Raw genomic sequence first — 26,025 nt, 5'->3', positions numbered from 1 at the left:
GTTATTCGTGAAAATATTTGTGACAGTTGTGTTAAAAAAATAAAACTAAACTTTTCGGAGTTCAAGAATTTCCGGTCGCTCAGAGTGATCGGAAATTTTTCCTGTCCTTGCAAATTCCGCCCACAATGCGCGAAGTTTTTTTCCGTTTTCCTGAATGTGTTTCCACGGCACATCTTTTAAAAGTTCTGCCGATTTCCATGCTTCCTGATTTTCGAAAATCAGCGGAAGATCTGCACAGTGGGAAGCTCCGATGTAATTATTTTTCAGAACAGAATTAATTTTAAACTGATAAATATTTCCACCACCCGAAGCATAATTTTCAGCAAAAATCTTTGCCGGTTTTTCGTAAATGGATTCTGTTGTTTTACGAACGATTTTGTTGAGAATCTTTTCGTGAAGATAAGTGTAAAATCCTTCCTGAGCCGTTTTTACATAAAAAGCAGTTTCATCATGATTGGAACCGATCAATACATCATATTTTTTCGCATTCGCTTTCCATTCTGGTAAACTTTCCTCTTCCGTGCATAAAGGCGCAAAACCATATTGCGTACAAAAAGGCATGGACGTTTTTAAACCATATTTTCTGAATGACGGTAAAAATTTCATGTATTCATCCACCATTTTCAGGGGATCTTTTTCATGTTTCAGAAAATCGGTCTTATGGAAAAATTCTAAAGACATTTTGCTTCTTTTCATCCTGAAACCAAGCGGCGCGCTGTGAATAATCGCTCTTTTAAACAAACCATCAATTCCTTCGGAAATCATGAGATGTGCAATCGCATCTCCTCCCGAAGACTGCCCGAAAAGAGTAATATTTTCCGGATTTCCGCCAAAACTGTGAATATTTTTCTGAATCCATTTCAGGGATTCCATAATATCGAACAAACCTAAATTGGCAGGTCTTTCTTCGTTTCCACCCAAAAACCCGAAAAGCCCGAGACGATAACTTACAGAAACAACTATAGTATGCTGTTCTTTCACCCAAACGGAAGGATCGGAAGTGGGAAGATCTCCGCAGCCGATTTCATACGAACCTCCGTGAATCCAGACTACCACAGGAAGATTTTCATTTTCTTCAAAATTTTCAGGACGGGTGACTGTTAAAAACTGAGGAGATTCATCGGGTTCAAAATGATCAACATTGGTTTTCTGGATCAATCTTTCCAGCAGCGGACTGATGTGTTGAGGACAAACCGGTGTTTTATCCAAAATTTCGTGATTCTGCATTTCTTCTACAGGAACGGGCTTTTTATATCTTTCTGATCGCGCGTAACGGATGCTTTTCGCTTTGATCACACCGTTTGTTTTTATTGCAGATATTTTACCGATAGAAGTATGAAAAGTATGAATTCCTGTATTTTGTTGTGCCGTCATGATGAAACAATATTGGTCTGCTTTTTAAAGGTAGTGATTTCTTAATTTAACTCCGCCTCAATATCTCTTTTTTGTGCTAATTTCACCAACAGATCTGTTCGTTTTACCCGTGGAAATTTATTTTTTTAAACTAATTCAATGTTTTATATTCACTTGGAGAAACACCGACTTTGCTTTTAAAAAGTCTGGTAAAATGTTGCGGATATTTAAAGCCTAAATTATAAGAAATTTCACTGATGGATTTTGCAGAATCGAAAATCTGGTCTTTTGCCACATCAATCAGTTTATTGTGGATAAATTCCTGAGCAGAAACTCCCATTTCTTTTTTAATGAGATCGCCAAAATAATTCGCGGAAAGATTAAGTTGTTCCGCAAAATAATTTACCATTGGAAAGCCTATATTTTTTGGTTTTTCGGAGGTGAGATAATCATTCAGAAGAGTTTCAAATTTTCCGATGACTCCCTGATTGACGTGATCTCTGGTGATAAACTGGCGGTCGTAAAACCGCATACAGTAATTCAGGAACAGTTCGATATTATTTACAATTAAAGATTTACTGTGCTTATCAATCGGCTGTTCCAGTTCATGCTTTATATTTTTAAAACATTCGAGAATAATTTCTCTTTCTTTTTCTGAAAGATGCAGTGCTTCATGCACGTCATAGGAGAAAAAATTATAGTCTTTGATATTCTTTCCCAGATTGGTTCCTTTTAATAAATCAGGATGAAAAATGAGAGCAAAACCGGCTGGCTGAATGTAGGTACCTGCATTATAAATTCCGTACGTCTGTCCCGGAGCGATAAAAACCAGTGTTCCTTCCTGATAATCATAGCTGTGTTTTCCGTACTGCATATCGCCGCACATGACATCTTTTAAAAAGACCGTGTAAAAACCAAACTGTCTTACATGCTGACAAATAGGATCAGATTTGGAAAAATCGATTACACTTACCAAAGGATGTAACGTCTCGTGATTCAGCATTTTATTGTATTCTGAAACTGTATTGTAGATTTCAGTCTCCCGATTTTCCATGAAGTAAATTTTAATTGCTATTCAAAATTACCACTTTTAACCCTACATTTTATTCCGTCTGTAAAATTGGTACATCTTTCCGTAATTTATATAAGATGATTTATTCTAAAAGGTTCGAATTTTGCAGCTAGGAAAATGAAGAATTTCCTATTCTGAATCAAACAGATTAATCAAAATAATTAATACTTAGCAAAAATGAGCACATTCACAGTAAAAGCTTACGGGGCAGAATCCAAAACTGCCGATTTACAGGAATTACATATCACCAGAAGAGAAGTAACCGCAAAAGACGTAGAAATTGAAATTCTTTACTGCGGCGTTTGCCACTCCGATCTTCACACCGCAAGAAACGACTGGGGCGGATCGATGTATCCTGTGGTTCCGGGACACGAAATTGTAGGAAGGGTGACTAATGTAGGAAGTGAGGTTTTAAAATTTAAGGTTGGCGATCTGGCTGCAGTTGGCTGTATGGTAGATTCATGCGGCGATTGCGAAAGCTGTAAACATGATCTTGAACAATATTGCCAAAATGGTTTCACAGGAACTTACAACGGAGCTGACAAACATTTAGGAGGACATACTTTCGGAGGGTATTCTCAAAAAGTAGTTGTAGATGAGCATTTCGTATTAAGTGTTCCTGAAAACTTAGATTTAGCGGCTGTTGCTCCTCTTCTTTGTGCAGGAATTACAACATGGTCTCCGTTAAGACACTGGAATGTAGGTCCTGATTCTAAAGTTGCTGTTGTTGGTTTGGGAGGTTTGGGACACATGGCGATTAAACTGGCAAAAGGTTTAGGTGCTGAAGTAACGTTATTCTCCAGAACTCCGGGAAAAACGGATGATGCTAAAAATCTGGGAGCAGATTATGTGGTGATTTCCACAGAACAGGATCAGATGGATGCTGTAAAAGGGAAATTTGATGTGATTATTGATACCGTTCCTTATGAACACGACATTAATCCTTACATGCAGACCGTTGCTTTAAACGGAACTCTGGTTATGGTAGGATTTGTAGGTGAATTCGAAAATGAAGCTCCAAGTACAAGACCGCTTATTTTCCAGCGTCGTTCTGTTGCCGGATCTTTAATCGGAGGAATTGCCGAAACTCAGGAACTTTTGGATTTCTGCGGAAAACATAATATTGTATCTGATATTGAATTAATCAAAATGCAGGATATTAATGAAGCGTATGACAGAATGCTGAAAAGCGACGTGAAATACCGTTTCGTGATTGATATGCAATCTTTGTAATTCTTTGTATATTGTTAACTAAGGCTCTCTTCGGAGGGCTTTTTTGTTGACGGTTGGTGGTTTATGGTTTATGGAAATTAAGCTTTCTGATTGTTAAATTTTTAGAATGTTGCATTTCTTAAATGGTCATATTTTCCTTCCATATGTTTAAATGCCCATTCTGCCATGGAACTGATAACGGGAATTAAACCTTTTCCTGCCTCACTCAATTCGTAGGTTACGTGTGGAGGAACAACAGGTTTTGCGGTTCTGATAATCAGTCCGTCATTTTCAAGTTGCTTTAAATGCTGGATGAGCATCTTTTCGGTTACCGCAGGAATGGAGCGCTTCAGTTCGCTGTATCTTTTGTCTCCGTTGGAAAGATGATATAAAATTATCGGTTTCCAGAATCCGCCGATCTTTTCCATGACATACGTTACAGGACAGGAATCGAGTGCGTATTTTTTATTCTGCTGAATGGTTGATGTTTCTTTTATGGCTGTCATAATGAATACATACTTTAGGGTAAGTACTTGTATAAAAGTAAGTACAAATATACCTTTGTATCAGGAAATAAAAAAATATTTATCAACAAAAAAATAAAAATTATGAAAATCATCATCACCGGTTCATTGGGAAATGTAGCAAAACCTCTTGCAGAGCAATTAATTGCAGAAGGACATGACATCACCGTAATCAGCAGCAGCGAATCTAAAAAAAGTGAAATTGAAAATCTGGGAGCCAAAGCCGCTATCGGTTCTATTACAGACCTGAACTTTTTAGTTGAAACTTTTAAAGGAAATGATGCCGCGTTTCTGATGACTCCACCCAATATGGGATTTGAAAATCTTGTTGAAAACACAAAAATGCAGGAAAGAATTATGCTGAAGCCGTACAACAAACCGGAGTTAAAAGAATCGTAATGCTAAGCAGCATCGGAGCAGATTCTCTTGTGGAAAACGGACCGATAAAAGGTCTTCATGCTATTGAGAAATTCTACAATGAGCTGGAAAATACGTCAGTCACTTTTTTAAGAGCAGGATATTTCTACATCAATTTCTTTAATGATATTCCTCTGATTAAAAACGCAGGAATTCTTGGCGCAAATTATCCGGATCACACGGAAGTTCCATTAGTTCATCCAAAAGATATTGCAAAAGCTGCTGCTGAAGAACTGGTAAAAAATTCTGAAGGTAAAAATATAAGATATATTGTGAGCGACGTTCGTAAAGCGCAGGATTTTGCAAATATTTTCGGAAATACCATCGGAAAACCGGAACTTCCTTGGATAGAATTTAAGGATGAAGATTCTTTACACGGAATGCTTCAGGCAGGAGTTCCGCAGGAAATGGCAGAATTGTATACGGAAATGGGAAGAGGAATCAGAACAGGCATTGTTCAAAAGGATTTTATTGAACATGGTTCTATTGTTGATGGCGAAATTAAACTGGAGGAGTTTGCCAAAGAGTTTGCGGATAAATTTAATGCTTAATGTTATTTTATAACTTTTTCTTTTGTCCTGAAACAAAAATTCAAGACTCGGAAACTTGCGCTAAACATTAAAATTTAATCCTAAAATTTCCAAAACTTGCGCGAATTAAAGATTTGTCTTTTGATTTAATATTTGTCTCGCGCTTCAAAGAGTGGAAATTTCTTAACGGACTAAATTTAAATTTTCTTAATGCTCCATTTTCATTATTTCATTTAATCATTACATTCAAATCAGTTTCGGCGAGCCAAAGGCTCGCCGAAACTTTTATCAATAGATTATTTAAATTTAACCTTTACCTCAACCTTAATTTATTCCTTTTCTTTTAAAATCCCCTTCAGAACCTTCAATTTCCCATCAATCGGCTGATCGATTTTCAATCCTAAAATTTCTGCAACCAAAGGATAAACGTTGATATTCTGAAATTCATCGATTACCCTATTATTTTTGAATTCCGGTCCCCACGCAAAGAATGTGGCTTTCATTTCAGGAACTGTCTGCGGATTGTAGCCGTGCTTTCCTACTGATGATTTTTTACCTTTTTCCAAAAATATTTTAGGAGCATTCGGAATTAATAAAATCTGCCCGATTCTTTTGTACCGATCATCTTTTGTTGAAAAATGAAGATATTTGGGAAGCTTTTTATCCAGATAGACTTCATAATCTTCTGTTTTATTAGCTTTTAATTCTTTATAAACCTTTTTAACCTCATCAGGATTTTTAACGTATACTCTTAATAAAGTCTGTGAATTGTAAAAATCAAATCTTTCCTTATTAAAAAGCATTGCGGGAATTTCCAACGGGCTTCCTCCATCCACTTTTATCATTCCGTGATCCGAAACAAAGACAAAGTTTACATTTTGTAAGCCTAAATCATGAACCTTTTTCACCAGTTCTCCAATGGCTCCATCCACAAGATGAACCGCATCTTCCGTTTCTCTGGAATCCGGACCGAAATGATGTCCGCTTGCATCAACCTCAGGAAAATACAGTGAAATGAAATGCGGTCTTTTTTCCATTGGCAATTTTAGCCATTCGATTACTTTATCCACTTTTTCCAGCGGTGAGAATTTTTCGTTATAATGGTAATAATAGGTTGGTCTGTTTCCTCCGGCATTACTTGCAGAACCTACCCACATTAACGAAGCAGAAAGCATTCCCTGTTTTTCAGCGAGTCCCCAAAGCGGAGTTCCGCCGTACCAGTTTCCGTCTTCGGCATTTTTTTTATCGCTCATGGCGTAACTTTCCTTCTTTTGATAATCGTAGAAATAATTATCGATCAGTCCGTGATGAGAGGGATACAATCCGGTAATCAATGTCCAGTGATTGGGAAAAGTAATACTTGGATAACTGGGAATCATTGCTTTTGCCTGAACTCCTTCATTGGAATATTTCAACAGATTTTCTGCATTGTATTTTTTAGCATAATCATAACGAAACCCATCGGTAGAAATCATGATGACATAAGGTTTTGTCTGGGCTTCAGCAGTATTGTACCGATCAGCAATTACAACCTCTTCTATATCAGTGTTTTCTTTTTGGGCGAAAACTGTCAGTGAAAAAATTAACAGTAAAAATTGAAGGCTTTTCTTCATGATTTATATTTTGTGCAAAATTAGGATCTAGAATCCTGAAAGAAAAGATTCTCCGGTTAAAAAAAGATTAAAAGTATTTTTTAGAATGAGTGTAAATAAAGAATATTTTATATTTGGATAAAATATAAAATATTGGAATTTTTACTGGATCTTTTAGGAAATTTTATTCGCTGGATATTTATTTACCACTGCGATTCTGAAAGAATGAACGAGAAATACCGTTCCCATCCTAAATCTGAGGGATTAAAAAATACTTTAGCAGGAATTATATTAATCGTTTCTGCCACAATTATCATTTTATATTTTTCATAAAAAAGACCACTTTTCAGTGGTCTCTGTTTTATTCTTTGATTAACTTTTCAAAAGAAGTTGTTCCATCTTTCAAAGTAATTTCCAGATAATAATTTCCGGATTTTAGATCAGAAATATTTATTTCCTTCGCATCTGCTTTTATGGTTTTTACCTTTCTTCCTGTAGATTCAAAAACATCGATATTTTTTATTTTATCTGCGTTTTTAAAATTAACGGTTTCTTTTGCAGGATTTGGGTAAAGAACTACTTTTTTGCTTTGAGCTGCTGCTTCGTTGGTTGCCAGAAGAGCCGTTCTCGTTAGAGTTGTGGAACCTCTGTTGGTAGATGAGTGCTGGCTTAAAGTAGTTGAAGAACCTTTGGCATAAATAATAGGAATTGAGGATGTATTATTCAAAAAAGTATAATCTCCTGATGATGTTAACGGTCGTGTTGCAACAACAGTTCTTACAGTTCCCGAAGTAGTATCGGATGTTACCGTCCAGCTTTGAGAAGCGTCAGCAGTTGGCTGACACTGACAGCTTAAACCTGTATAGTCTCTGCTTGTGGTAGAATTCCAGATAAAATAATCTGTAATCGCGCTCATAGACGTTCCTCCAAAACCTATAGCTAACCATGTAGTACTGGAACCTGTTAACGTAATTGTAGCTGTTGTAGCATCGGTATCTATTTTCACAGTCATTCCTGTAGATCCCAAACTTACTGTACTTGTCGTAAATTGTGACCAAGCCAGATTAGCAATGGCCATTGAAATAATAAGTAGAATTTTTTTCATCTTTTAATTTTTAAGTAGGTTGATTATTTCTTTATTGTTTGTCTGTAAAGCATACTCAAAAGGAGTCATTCCCTGTGCATCTTTTAAGGTTTTATCTGCTTTATATCTGAGTAACAATTCTATCAGTTCTTTATTACCAAATTTCACCGCCCAAAATAAAGGGGTAGATCCTGTAGCATCTGCAATATTAGGATCTGCTTTCTTATTGAGGAGATAGGTTACGAGATCTTTGTTATATTTCACAGAAAGCCCTGATAATGCAGTTCCTTCCTGACTTTTATAGTTCACGTCTTTCACATTGTCTATCAGAAATTTGGCAACCTCAACATTTCCTCTGTAGCAAGCCAGAATTAAAGGAGAAAAACCGCTTTCATTGGTCTGATTAATAATATCAGGGTTCTGCTTCATCATATCCTTAACTTCAGCGACTGTACCGCTTCTCGCAAGATCAAATATAGATTTAGTCTTATCCTGAGCTGTTACAAAAGTAAAGCTCAGGAAAATTCCCATCAATAAAATTAATTTTCTCATTGTTTTGTAAGAACATAATTGTATTGAACATTTACACTTTCAGCAATTTTTTTAGACACCATTTTAGGGATGGTTACTTTATGATCTGCCGTTTTTACTATAAATCCGCCTGACATATAAATTTTTCCGTCTTTGGAATAAATAGCAGCAGTGGAATTATACGCTTTATCTACTCCATGAAAATTCAATTTCCCCTGAACTGTATATTTCTGAGGAGATGCCGATAATTTAGACTTATCAAAATTCAGTATTTTTCCGGTGAAGGTTGCTTTTGGATATTTAGCAGTTTCAGCATAGCTTTCATTGAAATGCTCTTCCATTAATTTTGTTTTGAAATGGTAATTTTTAACCACTGAAACCGACGCAAACTCTCCGGTATCGGCATTGATAACTGCCACATTATTGTCGTCCTGCGCAAAAACATCTTCAAATAAAGGAACCGAGGCTTCAAAAGAAACTTTTCCGGTTTTAGACATATATTTCTGTGCAAACGCAAGATTAGTAAAAAATAATGCTGATATAATTAAAATTAGCTTTTTCATATTGATCTTTAATTTTCAAGAAGCCCGTCGGCTTTCCATTTTGTAATGATATTAATCTGTGCAGGTGATAAGCTTCCGCCTTGAGGCATCTTTAAAGGATCGCCGTTCGCGCGGCTTATCCTGTCGATAATTCCATCTATATCGCCTTTCACCTGAGAATACGTTCTAAGATCTTCAGGTCCCGGAGAATGGCAGCTTACACAATTGGCATCAATAATGGGTTTTACATCTTTATTATAGGTTACAACTCCGGTAATCGGAGTATTATCCGAGATTTCCTCATACGTTCTGCTTTCACAAGCGGTTAATACAACTGCTGATGAAATGATGTACATAAACTTTTTCATACTTTAAAATACTCTATAAAGATTAAACCCAAAGAAAATCTGCCCTTTTTCCCATTTTCCTGCAGCATTGGTTAAATAACCGATATCCGAATTAAGCTGGGAGTTGGTGAATAATAGCTGGAACACGTGTCCCCCGGTTTCTATATCCATCCCTAAAGAAAGTGGATTTTTATAAAAACTGTGATTGTCGAAATTCACAAAATACTCTGCATTAATAGAAACTCTTTTAGAGATTTTGTAACGTCCTCCCAAACCTGCAAGAAACTGGTTTTTGTCTTCAATGGTAGGCTCATATAGATTTTTATGAACATACGATGGCGACAATTGAAGGGAAAATTTATCGCTGAATCTTCTGGAAATTAATGCCTGTGTAAGATAAGAAAGCCTGTCTCCGAACTGAAGATGCGGATAATTATCTTTGCTGAGATCTGTATTTACTGCCAAAACATTATACCCTACAATGTCTACAGGAAAATTTTCATTCTGCTGTACTAGCTTGTACTTTACTCCGCCTTCGAAAGTTTTCAGGTTGGTTTCTCTGGAAAGACTTAATGAAATTTTATCTGTAACACCATAAATTGCACCCAGTTTTGTAGAAGCATCATCCAGCCCGAAGAATTCTTTAAAGCCTTTGCTTACATCACCAAAACGGTGCGCTACAACAATATACCACTCGTTCTTTGCAGGAAGTTTGGTAGATTGCCCTGTAACAATTTGTAATGCTTTAAAAGCGGGTTGGGAAACATCGGTGTTTTTTGTCTGAATGGTATCAATATCTTTCAGCAGATCTTCCTGTGCAAAGGAAAAAACTGATGCGAACATTGACAAAAATAAGAGAGCTTTTGTCATACAAGTATATTTAAATTAGTATAACAAACTTATCGACTTATCGAGTTACAATTGTGTGATAAAAGTCACCGACTGAATTGTTTTTATCAATCAAAATGTTAAATTAATTAAATGTAATGTATTAGCCCTGACTAACATTTTCATTTACAGATATTTTTATGCCTTCTTTTGTCTGGATGATCTCTCCCTCATTCTCAATTTTTTTCAAAACACGGCTTACCACCTCTCTCGAGGTACCCAAACTGTTTGCAATTTCTCTATGGGTAAGTTTTATCGGATTATTTCCGGTAACTGAAATCTGCTGTTTTATATAATTTAAAACTCTCTTGTCTAGCCTGTGAAAGACTGCATCATTAACCATATTCATTAAATCGATAAATCTTTTATCGTATTCTGAGTAGAAAAGCCTGTTGATTTCAGGGAACTTAATCAGCCATCTGTGAACAACGGATACAGGAAATAATAAGACTTCAGAATCTTCTTCCGTAACGGCATAGATCCGGCTTGTGTAGTCTGTAAAAATTGAAGAAAATGTCATCAGACAGCTGTCGTTGGCACGAATATAATAATAAATCAGTTCACGCCCGTCATTCAGGCTGAACACTCGTATAGATCCTTTAATAAGAAAGGGAACAAATTTATTTTTCTGCCCTTCTCTTACAATTTCGGTTTTGGCTTTAATTTCAGTAACAACAGCATGCTTATCCAGCTCTTTTAAAAAGTCATTCCCTAAAAAGCCAAACTTGTTAATAATAAACGGATTATTGATCATCTTTATATCCCTAACTAAAAAACAAATTTAAAAAATATCAGCATATTAATGCAGAGAATTATTGAAGAATATTATAAAAAAAAGCTGCTCCACTTTTGTGAAACAGCTTTCTTTAATTTACAGCCTGTATTTAAGGTTCAAACCATAAAAGAAATAGGATTTGCTTGGTCCCGGATTAAGATCCGTTGCTACTCCTTTCGGATAACCACTTCCTGTATCTGAATCATTAATGCTGTTTCCTAAGAACAGAAATGTATAATTAATCTGATTGGTGAGATTATTTCCCATCACATAAGCATCAAGATCGAATCTTCCGAAAGATTTTTTATACCCCAGTTTGGAATTAAGCAATCCAAATCCTTTTACCAGATTGGTATTGGCAAAATCTGTGTAGACATTTCCTAAATAATTGTATGTGTTTACGAGATAAAAACCGGGTTTTGTATATAAATCCAGACCAATTGCGTATTTATTTCTTGGAACGCCAACTACAGTTTTGTGGTCATAAGTTTGATCCGCTCCCAGCAATCTTGTTTTAAAATCTTTATATTTAGCATCATAATAAGACATATTAACAAAAGGAACGATTCTGTTGATGAAAGAATTATCGTTTTTATACTGATATCCTATGCTCACTTCCAGACCATTATTTTTCTGGCTTCCTGTATTTGACCAATATGTTTGGTTTCCCGAATTTGGGATTACTAATTGTGTCAATTTATTAGAATAATCAATTCTGAACACAGAAACCTGATAATCAAGCTTGGTATCCAATAATAATCCGTGTACACTGAAATCTAGCATTTTAGCACGTTCAGGCTGCAAATCGTTATTTGCGGTATTCGTAAAATTAATAAAAGAAGCCGTAGCTGTCGGAGCGTTGTATCCTTCACTGTAGCTTAGATTAAAAATCTGATTTTTCCACTCTTTCTGTAGTGCAAAGTGCGGAGTGTAAGCTGTTTCGTACTGCTTGGTAAATGACTGGTCTTTCTTCCCCGTAATTAAACCCGGAACTGCAAACAAGTCTTTTCTGTCGTAATTGGTTCTGTTCGCACTTAATCCCGCAAGAAATGTCAATCCCCAAGGTTTGTACGTTAGATAATCTATTGCAAAATAGGTTGCCTGATTGTTGTTGTATTTAAAATAAGAAGCTCCTGAAATGCCTGTAGTTTCTAATGGATTTGTAATTGATCCTGTAAAACGGTAACTTGAAGTCGTAGACATTGAATTCTGAATCTCCGTTCCGAAATCCAATCTGTTTTCGAAATCTTTGAATTCATTTTTCAGGGTAAATGTGGAACGTAATCCTACATTGGGAGAACTGGTTACACCGAAAGCCCCTGCAGAAACACTCTCCGTATTTCCATTATAATAAAAAAGCGTGGTGTAATTTCTAAGATTCGGAAGAATATTTACAGAATTGCTTAATCCTACTCGTGTGGATTTTATTTTTGTTCCTGAATTTTTTCTGATGTAAGCCGGATTTCCATTGTCGATTCCTGCATAATAATCATCATAAGAAATCTGTCCTGAAGTATGTTCGTAAGAGTAAGCCTGACTTCCAAAGAAGCTTAACTGATCATTTTTTCCGAGTTTAACTGTTCCGTTTACGTTAAAAAAGTTTTTCAGACCGCTTCCGTTAGGTCTGTAACCATCGGTTTCAAGGTGACCGTATGCAGCGTTCACAGAATAGTTTTCATCCGCAACATTGAGCTGAGTGCGGGACTGAAATGTTTTAAAAGCACCAACTAAAGCGTTTTCTGAAACAGTAATACCTTTGGTAAAATCCGGACGGGTATAAAAGCGAACCGCTCCTCCTACTCCGCCGCCATACATGGTTGCCGCAGGTCCTTTGATCACCTCAACATTGTTTACATAAGCAAAATCGATGTCATCCAGAATGGTAATTCCTTCGGCATTGGTTAAAGGCATATTGTTCCAGTAGGCTTTTACTCCCCAGTTATTAAACTTCTGATCGTTTCCGTATCCGCGGACAACCAGTCTCTGTCCTCCGAAATTCGTTCTTTTATCGACCTGAACTCCGGGCATTGTAGATAAAGTCTGGTCTATTGCTGCCGGATTATTTCTGCTAAGTTCTTCTTCCGAAAGGGTTTCCACGGACTGTGCATGTCTTTTGAACTCTGCCCGTTCCTGTTTTATTTTTTTTCTTCCCTGGATTGCAACTTCTTCGATTTCTGATGATTGTTGGGCACTTGCAATTGTGCAGCCTAATAAAGCTGCAATGCATATATATTTTTTCATTGATTTTAAAAATTAATTATTTGTCGTTTAAAAGTTTATGATGAGATAAAACTTTTTTCCGGAGGCGGAATAATAACTGACAGATAATATGTATTTTTTAATCTTTTAAGATAATCTGATTTCGGTCTGAAATAAAAGGTAAAAAAATGAAGTTTTTCTGCTTCGAAAAAAGTAAAAAAGCTGGATGTCTTTATGATTTTCTTATGCTGAAAAGGCGAATTAAAATGCCGCCATGCCCCTATTTTTTTTGCCGCAAAAAATTCTGAAAATTTTAGAATTGAATGAATAACAATATCTTTTTTATCAAAATAGCAGTGATAGTATTTTTCACCGTTTTTAAGATCAACTTTAATGATATCGTAAGAAAATCCGTTTAATGTAAATTCTTTTTCTTCCTTCCATTCAGCATTTACAATTTCTTTCTCAGAAAAATAAATGGTTTCTGCTGCATCCAATTTATGATTTAAAATATGATATTGTGTTGTTTCATAAATTTTGGTTTTAATGTAGGAAACAAAAGGATAGATCATATTCATCAATACGATCATTAAAGGAATAAACAGAAATATGAAAAACAGTTTTTTGTGCAAAAAAATTTATTGTCTTCGGGGGATGAGTTCTCCCTCTGGTTCTACCAAAGTGAATTTTGGGATATTGATTTTGTAACTTTTATCAGAATCTTTTACGGTGTATTCTATCCAGTTTTCTTTTGGGTCTGAAGAAATCGTTTTTTCAGATTTTACAACTGCAGATCCGGAAGGTGAATATTCCAGATTATTGATCTCGTCCGGTTTTTGAAGGTTACCTTTTACAGTTATTGTATTTCCTGAAACAGACTGTGCAAACTTCAACACATTGCCTTCAGCTTTGAAAGATTTTACAGTAATACGATCTTTACTGTTTTTTAATTTTAAAGCTACAGTGTATAAAATTCCTCTTACACCGGGTCTTCCGCCGGACCATTCTGTTTTTTCCGCAGAAACTAAAGTTACATTCCCCTGATAAAATGAGGAAACCGGCGCTTTACAGGAAAACGCCAGTATCCAAAATATAATTATCAATAGCTGATTGTTCATTTTTTAATCGTCATCTCCGTCATCATTTACTTTCCCTAAAACCAGATAGTTTCCGCTGTATACAACTGTTCCTTTGGATTCAGCTTTCAGGATGTAATTCCCCGGAGTTAATCTCTGACCGAATTCTTCATCAGATTTCACATTCTTTTTGCTGTAAACCAGTCTTCCTGAAGCATCAAAGATACTGATATCTACTGTATTGTATTTAGCAGAATCAAATCTTATGTGTGAAATCCCTTTTGAAGGGTTAGGGTATATTCTTGTTTCGTTGTTTTTACTTTTTACATCGCCAGTAGCTAAAGTAACGGTTGTATTCTGAGTAGTCCATGCTCCTCTTCCATAGGTAGAAACCAAAACGGTTCTTGTTGTAGGTCTGTAATCTAAATTTGTAACTCTTACATTTCCGATATTTCCACTGATAGAAGACCAGGTTGGCGATGCAGAAAGGAAATTGGTAGTTCCCCACACTCCCATTTCTGTTCCAAGGATTACTTCATTAGCGTCATCAGGATTTCCAAGAATTGTTCTTACCGGCATGTCAGGAAGATTTCCTTCTTTGTTTTGCCAAGTTGTTCCTCCGTCTGTAGAAAAGAATACACTTGTAAGATTATAGTTGGATAATGTTACCATAATCTCATTTTCATTTTTTCCGAATTCGATATCAGAAATGGTTCCCGCAGCGGGTGTTGTAAGTACAGTAAACGCATACGATGTCGTATTTGCATTTGTAACCTTGATAATTCTTCCTAAATTAGTTCCTACAAATAGTGTTGTAGAAGCTGTTGTATAAGGAGAAACCTTCATCCATGAAATCTGCTCGTTTGTCTGTGCTGTTCCCACAGTAACTACATCATTAGTAAATGTAGTTGATGTGGCAGACAATCCACCTGTTCTGAATATAGTTAACCCTGAACGGTAAGAATAGAATACATTATTAATTCTGTCCAAAGCAATTTCGTTCACGAAATGACCATAAGCATTTCTGTTGGCGCTAGAGATAAGATAATAAGTACTGCTCGTTAACAGATAGTGATTATTGTACACATAACTTGCAATTTCATAATTATCCTGATCGTCATATTCGGTATACATTCCGTCTCCTGATGTTGCTGCCTGACTTGTTAAGAAATTATTCGCCTGTGGAGCACCATATAACCACCAGGAACCATTATCCTGAGCTCCCGCTAAAAGTTCTTCATTAGAAGGTGTTTTAATAGGATTCAGCATAGCAGTATAAAACTGGGTAACGTTGTATCTTGTGTTTCTTGCAGCAAAACCTGATGTGGTTGCAATAGTGTTTTTATTTGCCGCAAAATAAATTCCTCCATCATTTCCAAACATCATCTGATTGGTAGAATAGTTATTAAAAGGGTTAAAAACTATTTCATGCTGATCTGCGTGTACCTGCGAAACCTGTAACGCAGCCATGTTATTGTTGTTGGACCATTTTGAAATCTGCGTCCAGTTTGCTGCTCCGTTTGTAGATTTGTACAGATCAACTCCTCCTATATAAACTGTATTATCATCCAGAGGATCGGTAGCAATAATAAGATCATAGAAAGACTGTCCTCTTGTAAAATCGTTTGCCGGAATTCCTGTATCTGTTGCTGTCGGAAGCGTGATAACCGGAGTGGCATCATTTGTTGCCTGCCATGTTGTTCCTCCATCCGTAGATCTAGCAATACGAACAGGTTCAGAAGTACTGTTCGCTCCCTGCATAAGGGCGTAAACTTTGTTGGCATCTGTTCTGGAAAGTGTAAAATTAACTCTCGCACCGGAATTTCCGACATTGTAAACTACACTGAAAGTATTTCCATCCGCAGATTTTAAAATTCTTCCTCCTGAATCTATATTAGAATATCTTGAAGATCTTGTAGACACCCAAACTGAATTGTCTGCTCCAATTTCTATCTGCTGAATAGAATAGCCCGTTGTACTGGTTGTATTGGTAGTGGTATTAAGTGCCAGTAAACTTGTATTTTTTGTAAAGGTAGCACCTCCGTCGGTAGATTTATACAATCCTGCCTGACTTAAACCCTGAAATGCTCCGTCGTTATAATTACCGCTTACTCCGGCATAAACTTCCGAAACTCCTCCATTGTTTCTTACTTTGATATCATTGATGTAAAAATTTCCGCTTCTTACGTTACCGGAATAGGTTGGAGTAATGGTAAAAATCTGCGTCCATGTACTTCCTCCGTTAATGGATTTCCATATTCCTGAACCTATTGCATCCGCAGTACAGGACTCTCCTGTTCCCACATATATTATCTGTGGATTATTTGGATCATAAGCAATGGACGATATAGAAGTATTCGCCCAGAATGTGCTTATTGGAGTCCATTCGTTTGTACTTACCGAAGGGTCCTGATTTACCCAAAGTCCTCCTGAAACACCTCCCGCAAACACTCTCTTTCCTGTAGGATCATTCGGATCATACATAATAGCACGCGTTCTTCCGCCTACACTGTACGGTCCTCTTTCAATCCATGGTTCGTTAACGATCTTATTGGTAGAAGATCCTCCTCTGTTAATAAAAGACATAGGAGCAGTTGGCGCATATTTCCCCTGAGCAATTTCTTCACTCAGCTTTGCAAGAGAACCAAAATTATTTTCACCCGTTACAGGGTCCATCGTTCTCTTGAAATCTTCTTCGTTATAAGGATTAGGTGGAATTCCCGCAGACTTCGATAATTTATGCTGTTTTTTTAAGTTTTTCTGATATTTGGAGTATAATTCCTGAAGATGCTTTTGATTTGCCTGAAGCGTTTTATCTTGTGCATGTATATTTCCGGTTATGCATAACATAATACCAAGAATAGTATATCGTTTCATTTTTAGATTTTTTACAAATATAAATCATATACGCAAATAATATTATAAAAATTTATAAATTATGTAAAATAATCCAATAAAAAAAGCAAAATCAATTATTATGTTAAATAGGGTTATAAAAAAATGCCTCAATAAAAATTGAGGCATTCTTTTATTTTTTAGAGTAAATCTTAAGCGTTTACGTTGTTTCCTCCTAATACGAAAGGTTCAACTTCTTTAATTTCTCCAAATTGCTGCTCATAATTAGCAATATTTTGCTGAAGAGCAGAAAGTACTCTTTTTGCGTGAAGTGGAGCAAGAATAACTCTTGATCTTACTTTCGCCTGCTGTACTCCCGGCATTAACTGGATGAAATCTACTACAAACTCAGATGGAGAGTGGTTTACTAAAGCTAAATTAGCATAGATTCCAGCTGCTACCATTTCGTTTAATTCGATGTTGATGTTTCCGTCTTGTGGATTTTGATTGTTGTCCATTGTTATAAAATATTTTTTTATTCGAAATTTTGAGGTTGTGAAAATATAAAAATAAATTCAAACCTCAAATTTCCGAATCATTATTTTTAGTTAAGATCTTCGAATTCTTTTTTAGAACCTACGATCACATTTTGGTATTCTTTAAGACCAGTACCTGCAGGAATTCTGTGTCCTACAATTACATTTTCTTTAAGACCGTTAAGATCATCTACTTTACCTGCAACTGCTGCTTCGTTAAGAACTTTAGTCGTTTCCTGGAACGATGCTGCAGACATGAAGGATTTCGTCTGAAGAGCTGCTCTCGTGATCCCCTGCAATACAGGCGTTGCTGTAGCCGGTAAAGCTTCTCTTACTTCTACTAAAGCTAAATCTTCACGCTTCAGTTTGGAGTTTTCGTCTCTTAATTCTCTTGCAGTAATCATCTGTCCCGGCAGGAATACTTTAGAATCTCCGGCATCAACTACTACTTTAAGACCGAATACTCTGTTATTCTCTTCCAAGAAATCATATTTGTGTTCAAGAGCACCTTCAAGGAACTGAGTATCACCTCCGTCAACGATAGATACTTTCGTCATCATCTGTCTTACGATGATTTCGAAGTGCTTGTCGTCGATTTTTACCCCTTGTAAACGGTAAACTTCCTGAATTTCGTTTACTAAATATTCCTGAACCGCAGTTGGACCTTTGATTCTTAAGATATCGTCCGGAGTAATAGAACCGTCAGAAAGTGGTGAACCAGCTCTTACAAAGTCATTCTCCTGTACTAAAATCTGGTTGGATAATTTAACTAAATAAATTTTTCTCTCTCCTGTTTTAGCTTCAACGATCAATTCTCGGTTACCTCTCTTGATTTTTCCGTAAGAAACTACCCCATCGATTTCTGTAACAACCGCCGGGTTTGAAGGGTTTCTTGCTTCGAATAATTCGGTAACTCTCGGAAGACCTCCGGTGATATCCCCTGCTTTTGCAGATTTTCTCGGGATTTTGATTAAGACTTTACCAGCCTTAATTTTTTCACCATCGTTTACCATTAAGTGGGCTCCTACCGGTAAGTTGTATGCTTTCTGCTCAACCCCTTTAGAATCTACCACCTTCAAGGTTGGTACGGCTTTCTTATTTCTGGATTCAGAGATTACTTTCTCTTCAAATCCTGTCTGTTCGTCAATCTCCAACTGGAATGATACCCCTTGGATAATGTCTTCGTATTCTACCTTACCTGCAGTTTCTGCAATGATAACCGCGTTGTACGGATCCCACTTACAGATTACGTCACCTTTCTTCACTTTATCACCCGGCTTCACAGATAATATGGAACCGTAAGGTACGTTAGCCACCATTAACGGAGTTCTTGACTCGTTATCAGCAACTAATCTGAATTCTGTTGAACGAGAAACTACCACTTCAGCAGTATTACCGTTTTCATCTTCAGAAGTAATTGTTCTTACCTCATCCATTTCAACGATACCGTCTCTTCTTGCAACAATTGACGGGTTTTCTGATACGTTTCCTGCAGTACCCCCCTGGTGGAAAGTTCTCAACGTAAGCTGAGTTCCCGGTTCCCCGATGGATTGTGCTGCAATTACACCTACCGCTTCACCCATGTGAATCATTTTACCTGTTGCCAAGTTTCTACCGTAGCATTTTGCACAAATCCCTTTTTTAGCCTCACAAGTAAGTGGCGAACGAACTTCAACAGCTTCTAATCCAGCTTCTTCAATTCTCTTCGCGAATGATTCAGTGATTACCTGATCTGCTTCTGCAATTAATTCGTCCGTTTCAGGATCATAAATATTATGTAATGATACTCTACCTAAGATTCTTTCTGAAATTCTTTCAACAATCTCGTCATTTTTCTTAAGTGCGGTAACTTCTGTACCTCTTAAAGTTCCACAGTCGTCTTCTGTAACGATAACATCCTGTGCAACGTCTACCAATCTTCTCGTCAAGTAACCTGCATCGGCAGTCTTAAGAGCGGTATCCGCAAGACCTTTACGGGCACCGTGGGTAGAGATAAAGTATTCTAGAATGGAAAGACCTTCTTTAAAGTTTGCAAGGATCGGGTTTTCGATGATCTCCGCACCGGTAGAACCTGCTTTCTGCGGTTTTGCCATCAAACCTCTCATCCCTGATAACTGACGGATCTGTTCTTTAGAACCCCTCGCTCCGGAATCAAGCATCATGTATACAGAGTTGAAACCACCTTGGTCAGTTTTCATTCTGCTCATGATCATTTCCGTTAATCCTGCGTTGGTATTTGTCCAAACGTCAATTACCTGGTTATAACGTTCTGTATCTGTAATTAGACCCATGTTATAGTTAGCTCTAATTTCGTCTACAGTTTCGATTGATTGAGCAATCATCTGCTTTTTCTCAACAGGTACCACGATGTCTCCTAATGAGAAAGAAAGACCTCCTTTGAATGCGTTTGAATATCCTAAGTCTTTCATTGCATCCAGGAACTTCACAGTTGTAGGGAAATCTGTATCTGCAAGGATCTTACCGATAACGTTTCTTAATGATTTCTTCGTAAGAAGTTCATTAATATAACCTACCTGCTTCGGTACAATCTGGTTGAATAAAATTCTACCAACAGAAGTTTCGATTAATCTAGTAACGATTTCTCCGTCTTCTTTTACTGGTAGTCTACATCTTACTTTAGCGTTTAATGAAACTCGACCTTCAGCATAAGCGATTTCCGCTTCTTCAGGAGAATAGAATGCAAGACCTTCACCTTTTACTTTCATATCTTCTGTAGAACTCAATTCTTTGGTCATGAAATAAAGACCAAGAACCATGTCCTGAGAAGGTACTGTAATTGGAGAACCGTTTGCAGGGTTTAAGATATTTTGAGAACCTAGCATTAATAACTGAGCCTCAAGGATCGCCTCAGGACCTAACGGTAAGTGTACCGCCATCTGGTCACCGTCAAAATCGGCGTTGAATGCTGTTGTTACCAACGGGTGCAGCTGGATTGCCTTACCTTCGATCATCTTAGGCTGGAAAGCCTGAATACCCAGTCTGTGAAGCGTAGGTGCTCTGTTCAGTAGAACAGGGTGACCTTTCATCACGTTTTCAAGGATATCATAAACTACCGGCTCTTTTCTATCGATAATTCTCTTTGCAGATTTTACTGTTTTTACAATTCCTCTTTCAATTAGTTTTCTAATGATGAACGGTTTGTAAAGTTCCGCAGCCATATCTTTAGGAATACCACACTCGTGAAGCTGTAAGTTCGGACCTACAACAATTACGGAACGCGCAGAGTAATCTACTCTTTTTCCTAATAAGTTCTGACGGAAACGACCCTGCTTCCCTTTCAATGAATCTGAAAGTGATTTCAATGGTCTGTTTGATTCAGATTTTACTGCTGAAGATTTTCTTGTATTATCGAATAATGAATCTACTGATTCCTGAAGCATACGCTTCTCGTTTCTTAAGATTACTTCCGGAGCTTTAATCTCCAACAATCTCTTCAAACGGTTATTTCTGATAATAACTCTTCTGTAAAGGTCATTCAAATCGGAAGTCGCGAAACGTCCACCATCCAACGGAACCAATGGTCTTAGTTCTGGCGGGATAACCGGAAGCACACGCATAATCATCCACTCAGGCTTGTTGATCATTCTTGTATTGGCACCTCTTAATGCTTCTACAACGTTCAATCTTTTTAAAGCCTCAGTTCTTCTTTGTTTTGAACCTTCGTTGTGTGCTTTGTGTCTCAGGTCGAAAGACAATGCATCAAGGTCGATTCTTTTTAATAATTCTTCAACCGCTTCCGCACCCATCTTAGCGATGAATTTGTTCGGATCAGAATCATCAAGATACTGGTTCTCAATCGGAAGAGTTTCCATGATATCAAGGTACTCTTCTTCAGTTAAGAACTCCATATTTTCGAAATCAGAACCGTCTAATTTTTTAGCAATACCCTGCTGGATCACTACATATCTTTCGTAGTAGATGATCATATCCAATTTCTTGGAAGGAATTCCTAAAAGGTAACCGATTTTGTTCGGTAAAGAACGGAAATACCAGATGTGCGCAATTGGAACTACCAGATTGATATGCCCGATTCTCTCTCTACGTACTTTTTTCTCCGTAACTTCTACTCCACAACGGTCACAAACGATCCCTTTGTAACGAATTCTCTTGTATTTACCACAAGCACATTCGTAATCCTTTACAGGACCGAAGATTTTTTCACAGAACAAACCGTCTCTTTCAGGCTTATGCGTTCTGTAGTTAATAGTTTCCGGCTTAAGAACCTCCCCTCTCGATTCCTGAAGAATCGATTCCGGTGAAGCTAAACCGATGGTTATTTTATTAAATCTACTTGATTTATTTTTATTTGACATTTGTTAGATTTTAAATTTTAGATTTTAGATTTTAGATTAATTTCCGAATGTTTCCATTCAGCATTTATAATTTAAAATTTAAAATTATTCCTCTAGTCTTACGTCTAATCCAAGACCTTGTAACTCGTGAAGCAGTACATTGAAGGATTCCGGAATACCTGGTTCAGGCATTGATTCACCTTTTGCAATGGCTTCGTAAGTTTTCGCTCTACCAATAACGTCATCCGACTTCACGGTAAGGATCTCTCTCAGGATATTTGATGCACCGAATGCTTCAAGTGCCCAAACCTCCATCTCTCCGAATCTCTGACCTCCGAACTGAGCTTTACCTCCTAACGGCTGCTGAGTAATCAATGAGTATGGACCAATAGAACGTGCGTGCATTTTATCATCAACCATGTGCCCAAGTTTCAACATATAGATTACCCCTACTGTTGCAGCCTGAGTAAATCTTTCTCCGGTACCCCCATCATAAAGGTGAGTGTGACCGAATTTAGGAAGACCTGCTTTCTCAGTGTATTCTGTAATCTGGTCTAAGCTAGCTCCGTCGAAGATTGGTGTCGCGAACTTCAATCCTAATTTCTGACCAGCCCATCCAAGAACTGTTTCATAGATCTGACCGATGTTCATACGCGAAGGTACCCCAAGTGGATTCAATACGATATCTACCGGTGTTCCGTCTTCAAGGAATGGCATATCTTCTTCACGAACGATTCTCGAAACGATACCTTTGTTACCGTGACGACCCGCCATTTTATCTCCTACATTCAGTTTACGTTTCTTAGCGATATACACTTTAGCCAACTTCATGATCCCTGCAGGTAATTCGTCTCCGATTGAAATTGCAAATTTCTCACGGTTTTTAACTCCCTGAATATCGTTGTACTTGATTTTGTAGTTGTGAATTAACTGTTTGATTAATTCATTTTTATCGTTATCAACTGTCCAGTCTGAACCGCTAACGTTTACATAATCTTCAACTGAAGTTAATAATTTATGAGTGAACTTCACCCCTTTACCGATGATTTCTTCATCAAGGTCGTTTTTCACGCCCTGAGAAGTTTTACCGCTTACAAGGGTATTTAATTTTTCAATTAAAGTATTTCTCAAATCATCAAACTTAGCCTTGTAAGTGTTTTCAATTTCTTCAAGCTTAAGTTTTTCTTCAGTTCTCTTCTTTTTATCTTTGATGTTTCTTGAGAACAATTTTTTGTCAATAACAACACCTCTTAATGAAGAATCTGCTTTCAATGAAGCATCTTTTACATCACCAGCTTTGTCACCGAAGATCGCTCTCAAAAGTTTTTCTTCAGGAGTCGGATCAGATTCACCTTTTGGAGTGATTTTACCAATCATAATATCTCCAGGCTTCACTTCAGCACCGATTCTGATCATACCGTTTTCGTCAAGATCTTTAGTAGCTTCTTCAGAAACGTTTGGAATATCTGCTGTCAATTCTTCCATACCTAATTTGGTATCACGAACTTCAAGAGAATATTCATCTACGTGGATTGAAGTAAACCAGTCTTCACGAACTACTTTTTCGTTGATTACGATCGCATCCTCGAAGTTGTATCCTTTCCAAGGCATGAACGCAACCACTAAGTTTCTACCAAGAGCCAATTCTCCTTTTTCAGTAGCATAACCGTCGCAAAGTACCTGTCCTTTTTCCACTACATCACCTACTCTTACGTTAGGTCTTAGAGTAATGGTAGTACTCTGGTTGGTTTTTCTGAACTTAGTTAAGTTATATGTTTTAGTAGCAGATTCGAATTGTACTAAATCTTCGTCTTCGCTTCTTTCATATTTAATAACGATTCTGTCGGCATCCACATACTCTACAGTACCTGTACCTTCAGCGTTAATTAAGATTCTTGAATCTCTTGCAACCTGCTGCTCAAGCCCTGTACCTACAATCGGAGCCTGCGGCTTCAATAGAGGAACTGCCTGACGCATCATGTTCGATCCCATCAACGCACGGTTCGCATCATCATGCTCCAAGAAAGGAATTAATGAAGCGGAGATACCAGAGATCTGGTTTGGTGCAACGTCGATAAGGTCTACCTGAGATGGCTCAACTACAGGATAGTCACCATCTAATCTTGCAATAATTCTGTCTGTTTCGAATTCACCGTTATCGCTCAATTCAACGTTTGCCTGAGCAATTACTTTAGATTCCTCGTCTTCTGCATTTAAGTAGATAGGATCTGCATTAAGATCAATCTTGCTGTCTGCTACTTTTCTGTACGGAGTTTCGATGAAACCAAGTCTGTTGATTTTCGCATAAATACCTAAAGATGAAATCAAACCGATGTTTGGTCCTTCCGGAGTTTCAATCGGACAAATTCTTCCGTAGTGGGTATGGTGAACGTCTCGAACCTCGAAACCTGCTCTTTCTCTTGATAAACCTCCAGGTCCTAATGCAGAAAGTCTACGCTTGTGCGTGATTTCTGATAGTGGGTTGGTCTGGTCCATGAACTGAGAAAGCTGGTTGGTACCAAAGAACGAGTTGATTACTGATGTTAATGTTTTCGCGTTAACAAGATCAAGCGGAGTAAAGATTTCGTTATCTCTAACGTTCATTCTTTCCTTGATTGTTCTTGCAATTCTTGAAAGACCTACCCCGAACTGTCCTGCTAATTGCTCACCAACAGTTTTAATTCTTCTGTTTGATAAGTGGTCGATATCATCAACCTCAGCTTTAGAGTTCACAAGCTCGATCAAATGTCTTACGATCGCGATAATATCTTCTTTTGTAAGAACCTCAGTTGTCGTAGGAATGTTCAGCCCTAATTTTTTGTTTAGTCTGTAACGTCCCACTTCACCAAGTGAGTATCTTTGCTCAGAGAAGAATAATTTTTCAATGATTCCTCTTGCGGTTTCCTCATCTGGCGGATCTGCATTTCTTAACTGACGATAGATATACTCTACTGCTTCTTTTTCAGAGTTTGTAGGGTCTTTCTGTAGTGTATTCTGGATGATAGAGAATTCGTTGCTATTTTCTTTGTGAATCAGGATTGATTTCACACCCGCATCAAGAATAAGATCTAAATGTTCTTTTTCAAGAATCGTTTCTCTGTCTAAGATGATTTCGTTTCTTTCGATAGAAACAACCTCACCGGTATCTTCGTCTACGAAATCTTCGAACCAAGTGTTCAATACTCTCGCAGCCAATGTTCTTCCTTCTACTTTTTTAAGGGCAGCTTTAGAAACTTTCACTTCTTCAGCAAGGTCGAAGATCTGAAGGATATCCTTATCAGACTCATACCCGATCGCTCTTAATAAAGTGGTTAATGGTAATTTTTTCTTACGGTCGATATACGCGTACATTACGCTGTTGATATCGGTCGTAAATTCCATCCAAGATCCTTTGAAAGGGATAATTCTTGAATAGTACAATTTGGTTCCGTTTGCGTGATAAGTCTGTCCGAAGAATACACCCGGAGATCTGTGTAACTGAGTTACAATTACACGCTCTGCTCCATTGATAATGAATGAACCAGACGGCGTCATGTAAGGAACCGGACCTAAGTATACATCCTGAACCACAGTCTGGAAATCCTCGTGTTCAGGATCTGTACAATACAATTTAAGTCTTGCTTTAAGAGGAACGGAATACGTTAAACCTCTTTCCACACACTCATCGATTGAATAACGTGGAGAATCTACCAAATAATCCAAAAATTCCAATACGAATTGGTTTCTGGAATCGGTAATCGGGAAATTTTCCTGAAAAGTCTTGTAAAGACCTTCATTTTTTCTGTCTTCAGGAAGCGTATCAAGCTGGAAAAATTCACTAAAAGACTCAATCTGGATATCCAGAAAGTCCGGAGTAATGATTTTTCCTTTCGCTGAAGAGAAATTCACTCTCTGATTTCCCCTAGTTGTAGGTGTTGTTTTACTCATAAAACTTTTAAGAAAGGTTAAAAAATATTTTGATTCATTAAAAAATATCAGAAAAAAGAGTTTGAGAAGAGAAAAGTTCCAAAAGACCTTATAATGTTGGCGCTATTAGAAATAGTCTTATATTTTTTTCTCTTGATTCTCAGAATCTTATTCCTAACTGCAACACTGGTATATCTTTTCACAGCGTAATGCAAAATATTTTTATTACTTTTGAGGCAGAACAGCCGCAGTATCTATACACACGAAATCCTCTTCATTTCCATGAAAGAGGT

Annotated in this window: 21 protein-coding genes; 4 read left to right on the top strand and 17 right to left on the bottom strand. The window is 37.2% G+C overall.

Going from position 1 to position 26,025, the window contains the following annotated elements; translation table 11 throughout:
- Nucleotides 1-45: 45 nt before the first annotated feature.
- Together AC52CF_RS02200 and AC52CF_RS02195 are read right to left on the bottom strand one after the other, a co-directional pair.
- Nucleotides 46-1,374, bottom strand: coding sequence for a carboxylesterase family protein (locus AC52CF_RS02200; RefSeq protein WP_496517778.1), 1,329 nt, complete (start codon nt 1,372-1,374; stop codon nt 46-48).
- 130 nt (nt 1,375-1,504) lie between these two features.
- Nucleotides 1,505-2,407, bottom strand: coding sequence for a helix-turn-helix domain-containing protein (locus AC52CF_RS02195; RefSeq protein ID WP_375180912.1), 903 nt, complete (start codon nt 2,405-2,407; stop codon nt 1,505-1,507).
- A gap of 195 nt (nt 2,408-2,602) precedes the next feature.
- On the opposite strand from AC52CF_RS02195, the gene AC52CF_RS02190 reads away from it, so the two are divergent.
- The gene (locus tag AC52CF_RS02190; RefSeq protein WP_496517777.1) at nt 2,603-3,658 is read left to right on the top strand and encodes an NAD(P)-dependent alcohol dehydrogenase; all 1,056 of its coding nucleotides are present in this window, start codon (nt 2,603-2,605) and stop codon (nt 3,656-3,658) included.
- Nucleotides 3,659-3,759: 101 nt separating this feature from the next.
- Here the strand turns inward: AC52CF_RS02190 and AC52CF_RS02185 are convergent, their stop codons facing one another.
- The gene (locus AC52CF_RS02185; protein ID WP_496517776.1) at nt 3,760-4,143 is read right to left on the bottom strand and encodes a winged helix-turn-helix transcriptional regulator; all 384 of its coding nucleotides are present in this window, start codon (nt 4,141-4,143) and stop codon (nt 3,760-3,762) included.
- 102 nt (nt 4,144-4,245) lie between these two features.
- Between AC52CF_RS02185 and AC52CF_RS02180 the strand changes: the two genes are divergently transcribed.
- Both AC52CF_RS02180 and AC52CF_RS02175 read left to right on the top strand, forming a co-directional pair.
- The gene (locus tag AC52CF_RS02180; protein WP_496517775.1) at nt 4,246-4,560 is read left to right on the top strand and encodes an NAD-binding protein; all 315 of its coding nucleotides are present in this window, start codon (nt 4,246-4,248) and stop codon (nt 4,558-4,560) included.
- Nucleotides 4,560-5,129 carry a Rossmann-fold NAD(P)-binding domain-containing protein gene (locus AC52CF_RS02175; RefSeq protein WP_496517774.1) on the top strand — a complete coding sequence of 190 codons (570 nt, stop codon included), beginning with the start codon at nt 4,560-4,562 and terminating at the stop codon, nt 5,127-5,129. Before AC52CF_RS02180 ends, AC52CF_RS02175 begins: the two co-directional genes overlap by 1 nt.
- A gap of 308 nt (nt 5,130-5,437) precedes the next feature.
- Here the strand turns inward: AC52CF_RS02175 and AC52CF_RS02170 are convergent, their stop codons facing one another.
- A complete protein-coding gene (locus AC52CF_RS02170) occupies nt 5,438-6,721 on the bottom strand; it encodes an alkaline phosphatase family protein (protein ID WP_375180908.1) in 1,284 nt (427 codons plus the stop codon).
- A 132-nt stretch (nt 6,722-6,853) separates the two neighbouring features.
- Here AC52CF_RS02170 and AC52CF_RS02165 point away from each other — a divergent pair, with 132 nt between their 5' ends.
- Nucleotides 6,854-7,033 (top strand): hypothetical protein, encoded by a 180-nt coding sequence (locus tag AC52CF_RS02165; RefSeq protein ID WP_214590981.1) that lies wholly within the window; start codon nt 6,854-6,856, stop codon nt 7,031-7,033.
- A 28-nt stretch (nt 7,034-7,061) separates the two neighbouring features.
- Here AC52CF_RS02165 and AC52CF_RS02160 read toward each other — a convergent pair whose 3' ends face one another.
- The 13 genes from AC52CF_RS02160 to rpoB form a co-directional block, all read right to left on the bottom strand.
- Nucleotides 7,062-7,805 carry a T9SS type A sorting domain-containing protein gene (locus AC52CF_RS02160; protein WP_214590982.1) on the bottom strand — a complete coding sequence of 248 codons (744 nt, stop codon included), beginning with the start codon at nt 7,803-7,805 and terminating at the stop codon, nt 7,062-7,064.
- 3 nt (nt 7,806-7,808) lie between these two features.
- Nucleotides 7,809-8,336, bottom strand: coding sequence for an ankyrin repeat domain-containing protein (locus tag AC52CF_RS02155; protein WP_214590983.1), 528 nt, complete (start codon nt 8,334-8,336; stop codon nt 7,809-7,811).
- Complete coding sequence (locus AC52CF_RS02150) at nt 8,333-8,878, bottom strand: YceI family protein (protein WP_214590984.1); 546 nt, start codon at nt 8,876-8,878, stop codon at nt 8,333-8,335. Before AC52CF_RS02150 ends, AC52CF_RS02155 begins: the two co-directional genes overlap by 4 nt.
- A gap of 8 nt (nt 8,879-8,886) precedes the next feature.
- A complete protein-coding gene (locus AC52CF_RS02145) occupies nt 8,887-9,225 on the bottom strand; it encodes a c-type cytochrome (protein WP_235131857.1) in 339 nt (112 codons plus the stop codon).
- Between the two features lie 3 nt (nt 9,226-9,228).
- Complete coding sequence (locus AC52CF_RS02140) at nt 9,229-10,074, bottom strand: DUF5777 family beta-barrel protein (RefSeq protein WP_214590985.1); 846 nt, start codon at nt 10,072-10,074, stop codon at nt 9,229-9,231.
- A 121-nt stretch (nt 10,075-10,195) separates the two neighbouring features.
- On the bottom strand, nt 10,196-10,846 hold the full coding sequence (locus AC52CF_RS02135; RefSeq protein ID WP_214590986.1) for a Crp/Fnr family transcriptional regulator: 651 nt from the start codon (nt 10,844-10,846) through the stop codon (nt 10,196-10,198).
- Between the two features lie 117 nt (nt 10,847-10,963).
- Entirely contained in the window at nt 10,964-13,108 is a 2,145-nt protein-coding gene (locus tag AC52CF_RS02130) for a TonB-dependent receptor (RefSeq protein WP_214590987.1), read from the bottom strand.
- Between the two features lie 35 nt (nt 13,109-13,143).
- Complete coding sequence (locus AC52CF_RS02125; protein ID WP_214590988.1) at nt 13,144-13,644, bottom strand: hypothetical protein; 501 nt, start codon at nt 13,642-13,644, stop codon at nt 13,144-13,146.
- A gap of 60 nt (nt 13,645-13,704) precedes the next feature.
- Complete coding sequence (locus AC52CF_RS02120; protein ID WP_375180906.1) at nt 13,705-14,184, bottom strand: hypothetical protein; 480 nt, start codon at nt 14,182-14,184, stop codon at nt 13,705-13,707.
- Between the two features lie 3 nt (nt 14,185-14,187).
- Nucleotides 14,188-17,019 (bottom strand): T9SS type A sorting domain-containing protein, encoded by a 2,832-nt coding sequence (locus AC52CF_RS02115; protein WP_375180905.1) that lies wholly within the window; start codon nt 17,017-17,019, stop codon nt 14,188-14,190.
- Between the two features lie 170 nt (nt 17,020-17,189).
- On the bottom strand, nt 17,190-17,495 hold the full coding sequence (locus tag AC52CF_RS02110; protein ID WP_029295596.1) for a DUF3467 domain-containing protein: 306 nt from the start codon (nt 17,493-17,495) through the stop codon (nt 17,190-17,192).
- An 86-nt stretch (nt 17,496-17,581) separates the two neighbouring features.
- Complete coding sequence (rpoC, locus tag AC52CF_RS02105) at nt 17,582-21,847, bottom strand: DNA-directed RNA polymerase subunit beta' (protein WP_375180904.1); 4,266 nt, start codon at nt 21,845-21,847, stop codon at nt 17,582-17,584.
- Nucleotides 21,848-21,931: 84 nt separating this feature from the next.
- The gene (gene rpoB, locus AC52CF_RS02100; protein ID WP_116547782.1) at nt 21,932-25,753 is read right to left on the bottom strand and encodes a DNA-directed RNA polymerase subunit beta; all 3,822 of its coding nucleotides are present in this window, start codon (nt 25,751-25,753) and stop codon (nt 21,932-21,934) included.
- Nucleotides 25,754-26,025: the final 272 nt, after the last annotated feature.

This window comes from Chryseobacterium sp. 2P (assembly GCF_059579425.1).
The sequence above is the reverse complement of the archived record's forward strand: the minus strand, read 5'-3'. Positions and strand labels throughout refer to the sequence as shown.

What these genes read in the sequence shown, in the direction of transcription:
- AC52CF_RS02195 (WP_375180912.1), bottom strand. Translation starts at nt 2,407, where the DNA reads ATGGAAAATCGGGAGACTGAAATCTACAATACAGTTTCAGAATACAAT.
- rpoC (WP_375180904.1), bottom strand. Translation starts at nt 21,847, where the DNA reads ATGTCAAATAAAAATAAATCAAGTAGATTTAATAAAATAACCATCGGT.
- rpoB (WP_116547782.1), bottom strand. Translation starts at nt 25,753, where the DNA reads ATGAGTAAAACAACACCTACAACTAGGGGAAATCAGAGAGTGAATTTC.
- AC52CF_RS02155 (WP_214590983.1), bottom strand. Translation starts at nt 8,336, where the DNA reads ATGAGAAAATTAATTTTATTGATGGGAATTTTCCTGAGCTTTACTTTT.
- AC52CF_RS02125 (WP_214590988.1), bottom strand. Translation starts at nt 13,644, where the DNA reads ATGAATATGATCTATCCTTTTGTTTCCTACATTAAAACCAAAATTTAT.
- AC52CF_RS02180 (WP_496517775.1), top strand. Translation starts at nt 4,246, where the DNA reads ATGAAAATCATCATCACCGGTTCATTGGGAAATGTAGCAAAACCTCTT.
- AC52CF_RS02145 (WP_235131857.1), bottom strand. Translation starts at nt 9,225, where the DNA reads ATGAAAAAGTTTATGTACATCATTTCATCAGCAGTTGTATTAACCGCT.
- AC52CF_RS02160 (WP_214590982.1), bottom strand. Translation starts at nt 7,805, where the DNA reads ATGAAAAAAATTCTACTTATTATTTCAATGGCCATTGCTAATCTGGCT.
- AC52CF_RS02185 (WP_496517776.1), bottom strand. Translation starts at nt 4,143, where the DNA reads ATGACAGCCATAAAAGAAACATCAACCATTCAGCAGAATAAAAAATAC.
- AC52CF_RS02110 (WP_029295596.1), bottom strand. Translation starts at nt 17,495, where the DNA reads ATGGACAACAATCAAAATCCACAAGACGGAAACATCAACATCGAATTA.
- AC52CF_RS02190 (WP_496517777.1), top strand. Translation starts at nt 2,603, where the DNA reads ATGAGCACATTCACAGTAAAAGCTTACGGGGCAGAATCCAAAACTGCC.
- AC52CF_RS02135 (WP_214590986.1), bottom strand. Translation starts at nt 10,846, where the DNA reads ATGATCAATAATCCGTTTATTATTAACAAGTTTGGCTTTTTAGGGAAT.
- AC52CF_RS02120 (WP_375180906.1), bottom strand. Translation starts at nt 14,184, where the DNA reads ATGAACAATCAGCTATTGATAATTATATTTTGGATACTGGCGTTTTCC.
- AC52CF_RS02175 (WP_496517774.1), top strand. Translation starts at nt 4,560, where the DNA reads ATGCTAAGCAGCATCGGAGCAGATTCTCTTGTGGAAAACGGACCGATA.
- AC52CF_RS02170 (WP_375180908.1), bottom strand. Translation starts at nt 6,721, where the DNA reads ATGAAGAAAAGCCTTCAATTTTTACTGTTAATTTTTTCACTGACAGTT.
- AC52CF_RS02150 (WP_214590984.1), bottom strand. Translation starts at nt 8,878, where the DNA reads ATGAAAAAGCTAATTTTAATTATATCAGCATTATTTTTTACTAATCTT.
- AC52CF_RS02200 (WP_496517778.1), bottom strand. Translation starts at nt 1,374, where the DNA reads ATGACGGCACAACAAAATACAGGAATTCATACTTTTCATACTTCTATC.
- AC52CF_RS02115 (WP_375180905.1), bottom strand. Translation starts at nt 17,019, where the DNA reads ATGAAACGATATACTATTCTTGGTATTATGTTATGCATAACCGGAAAT.
- AC52CF_RS02140 (WP_214590985.1), bottom strand. Translation starts at nt 10,074, where the DNA reads ATGACAAAAGCTCTCTTATTTTTGTCAATGTTCGCATCAGTTTTTTCC.
- AC52CF_RS02130 (WP_214590987.1), bottom strand. Translation starts at nt 13,108, where the DNA reads ATGAAAAAATATATATGCATTGCAGCTTTATTAGGCTGCACAATTGCA.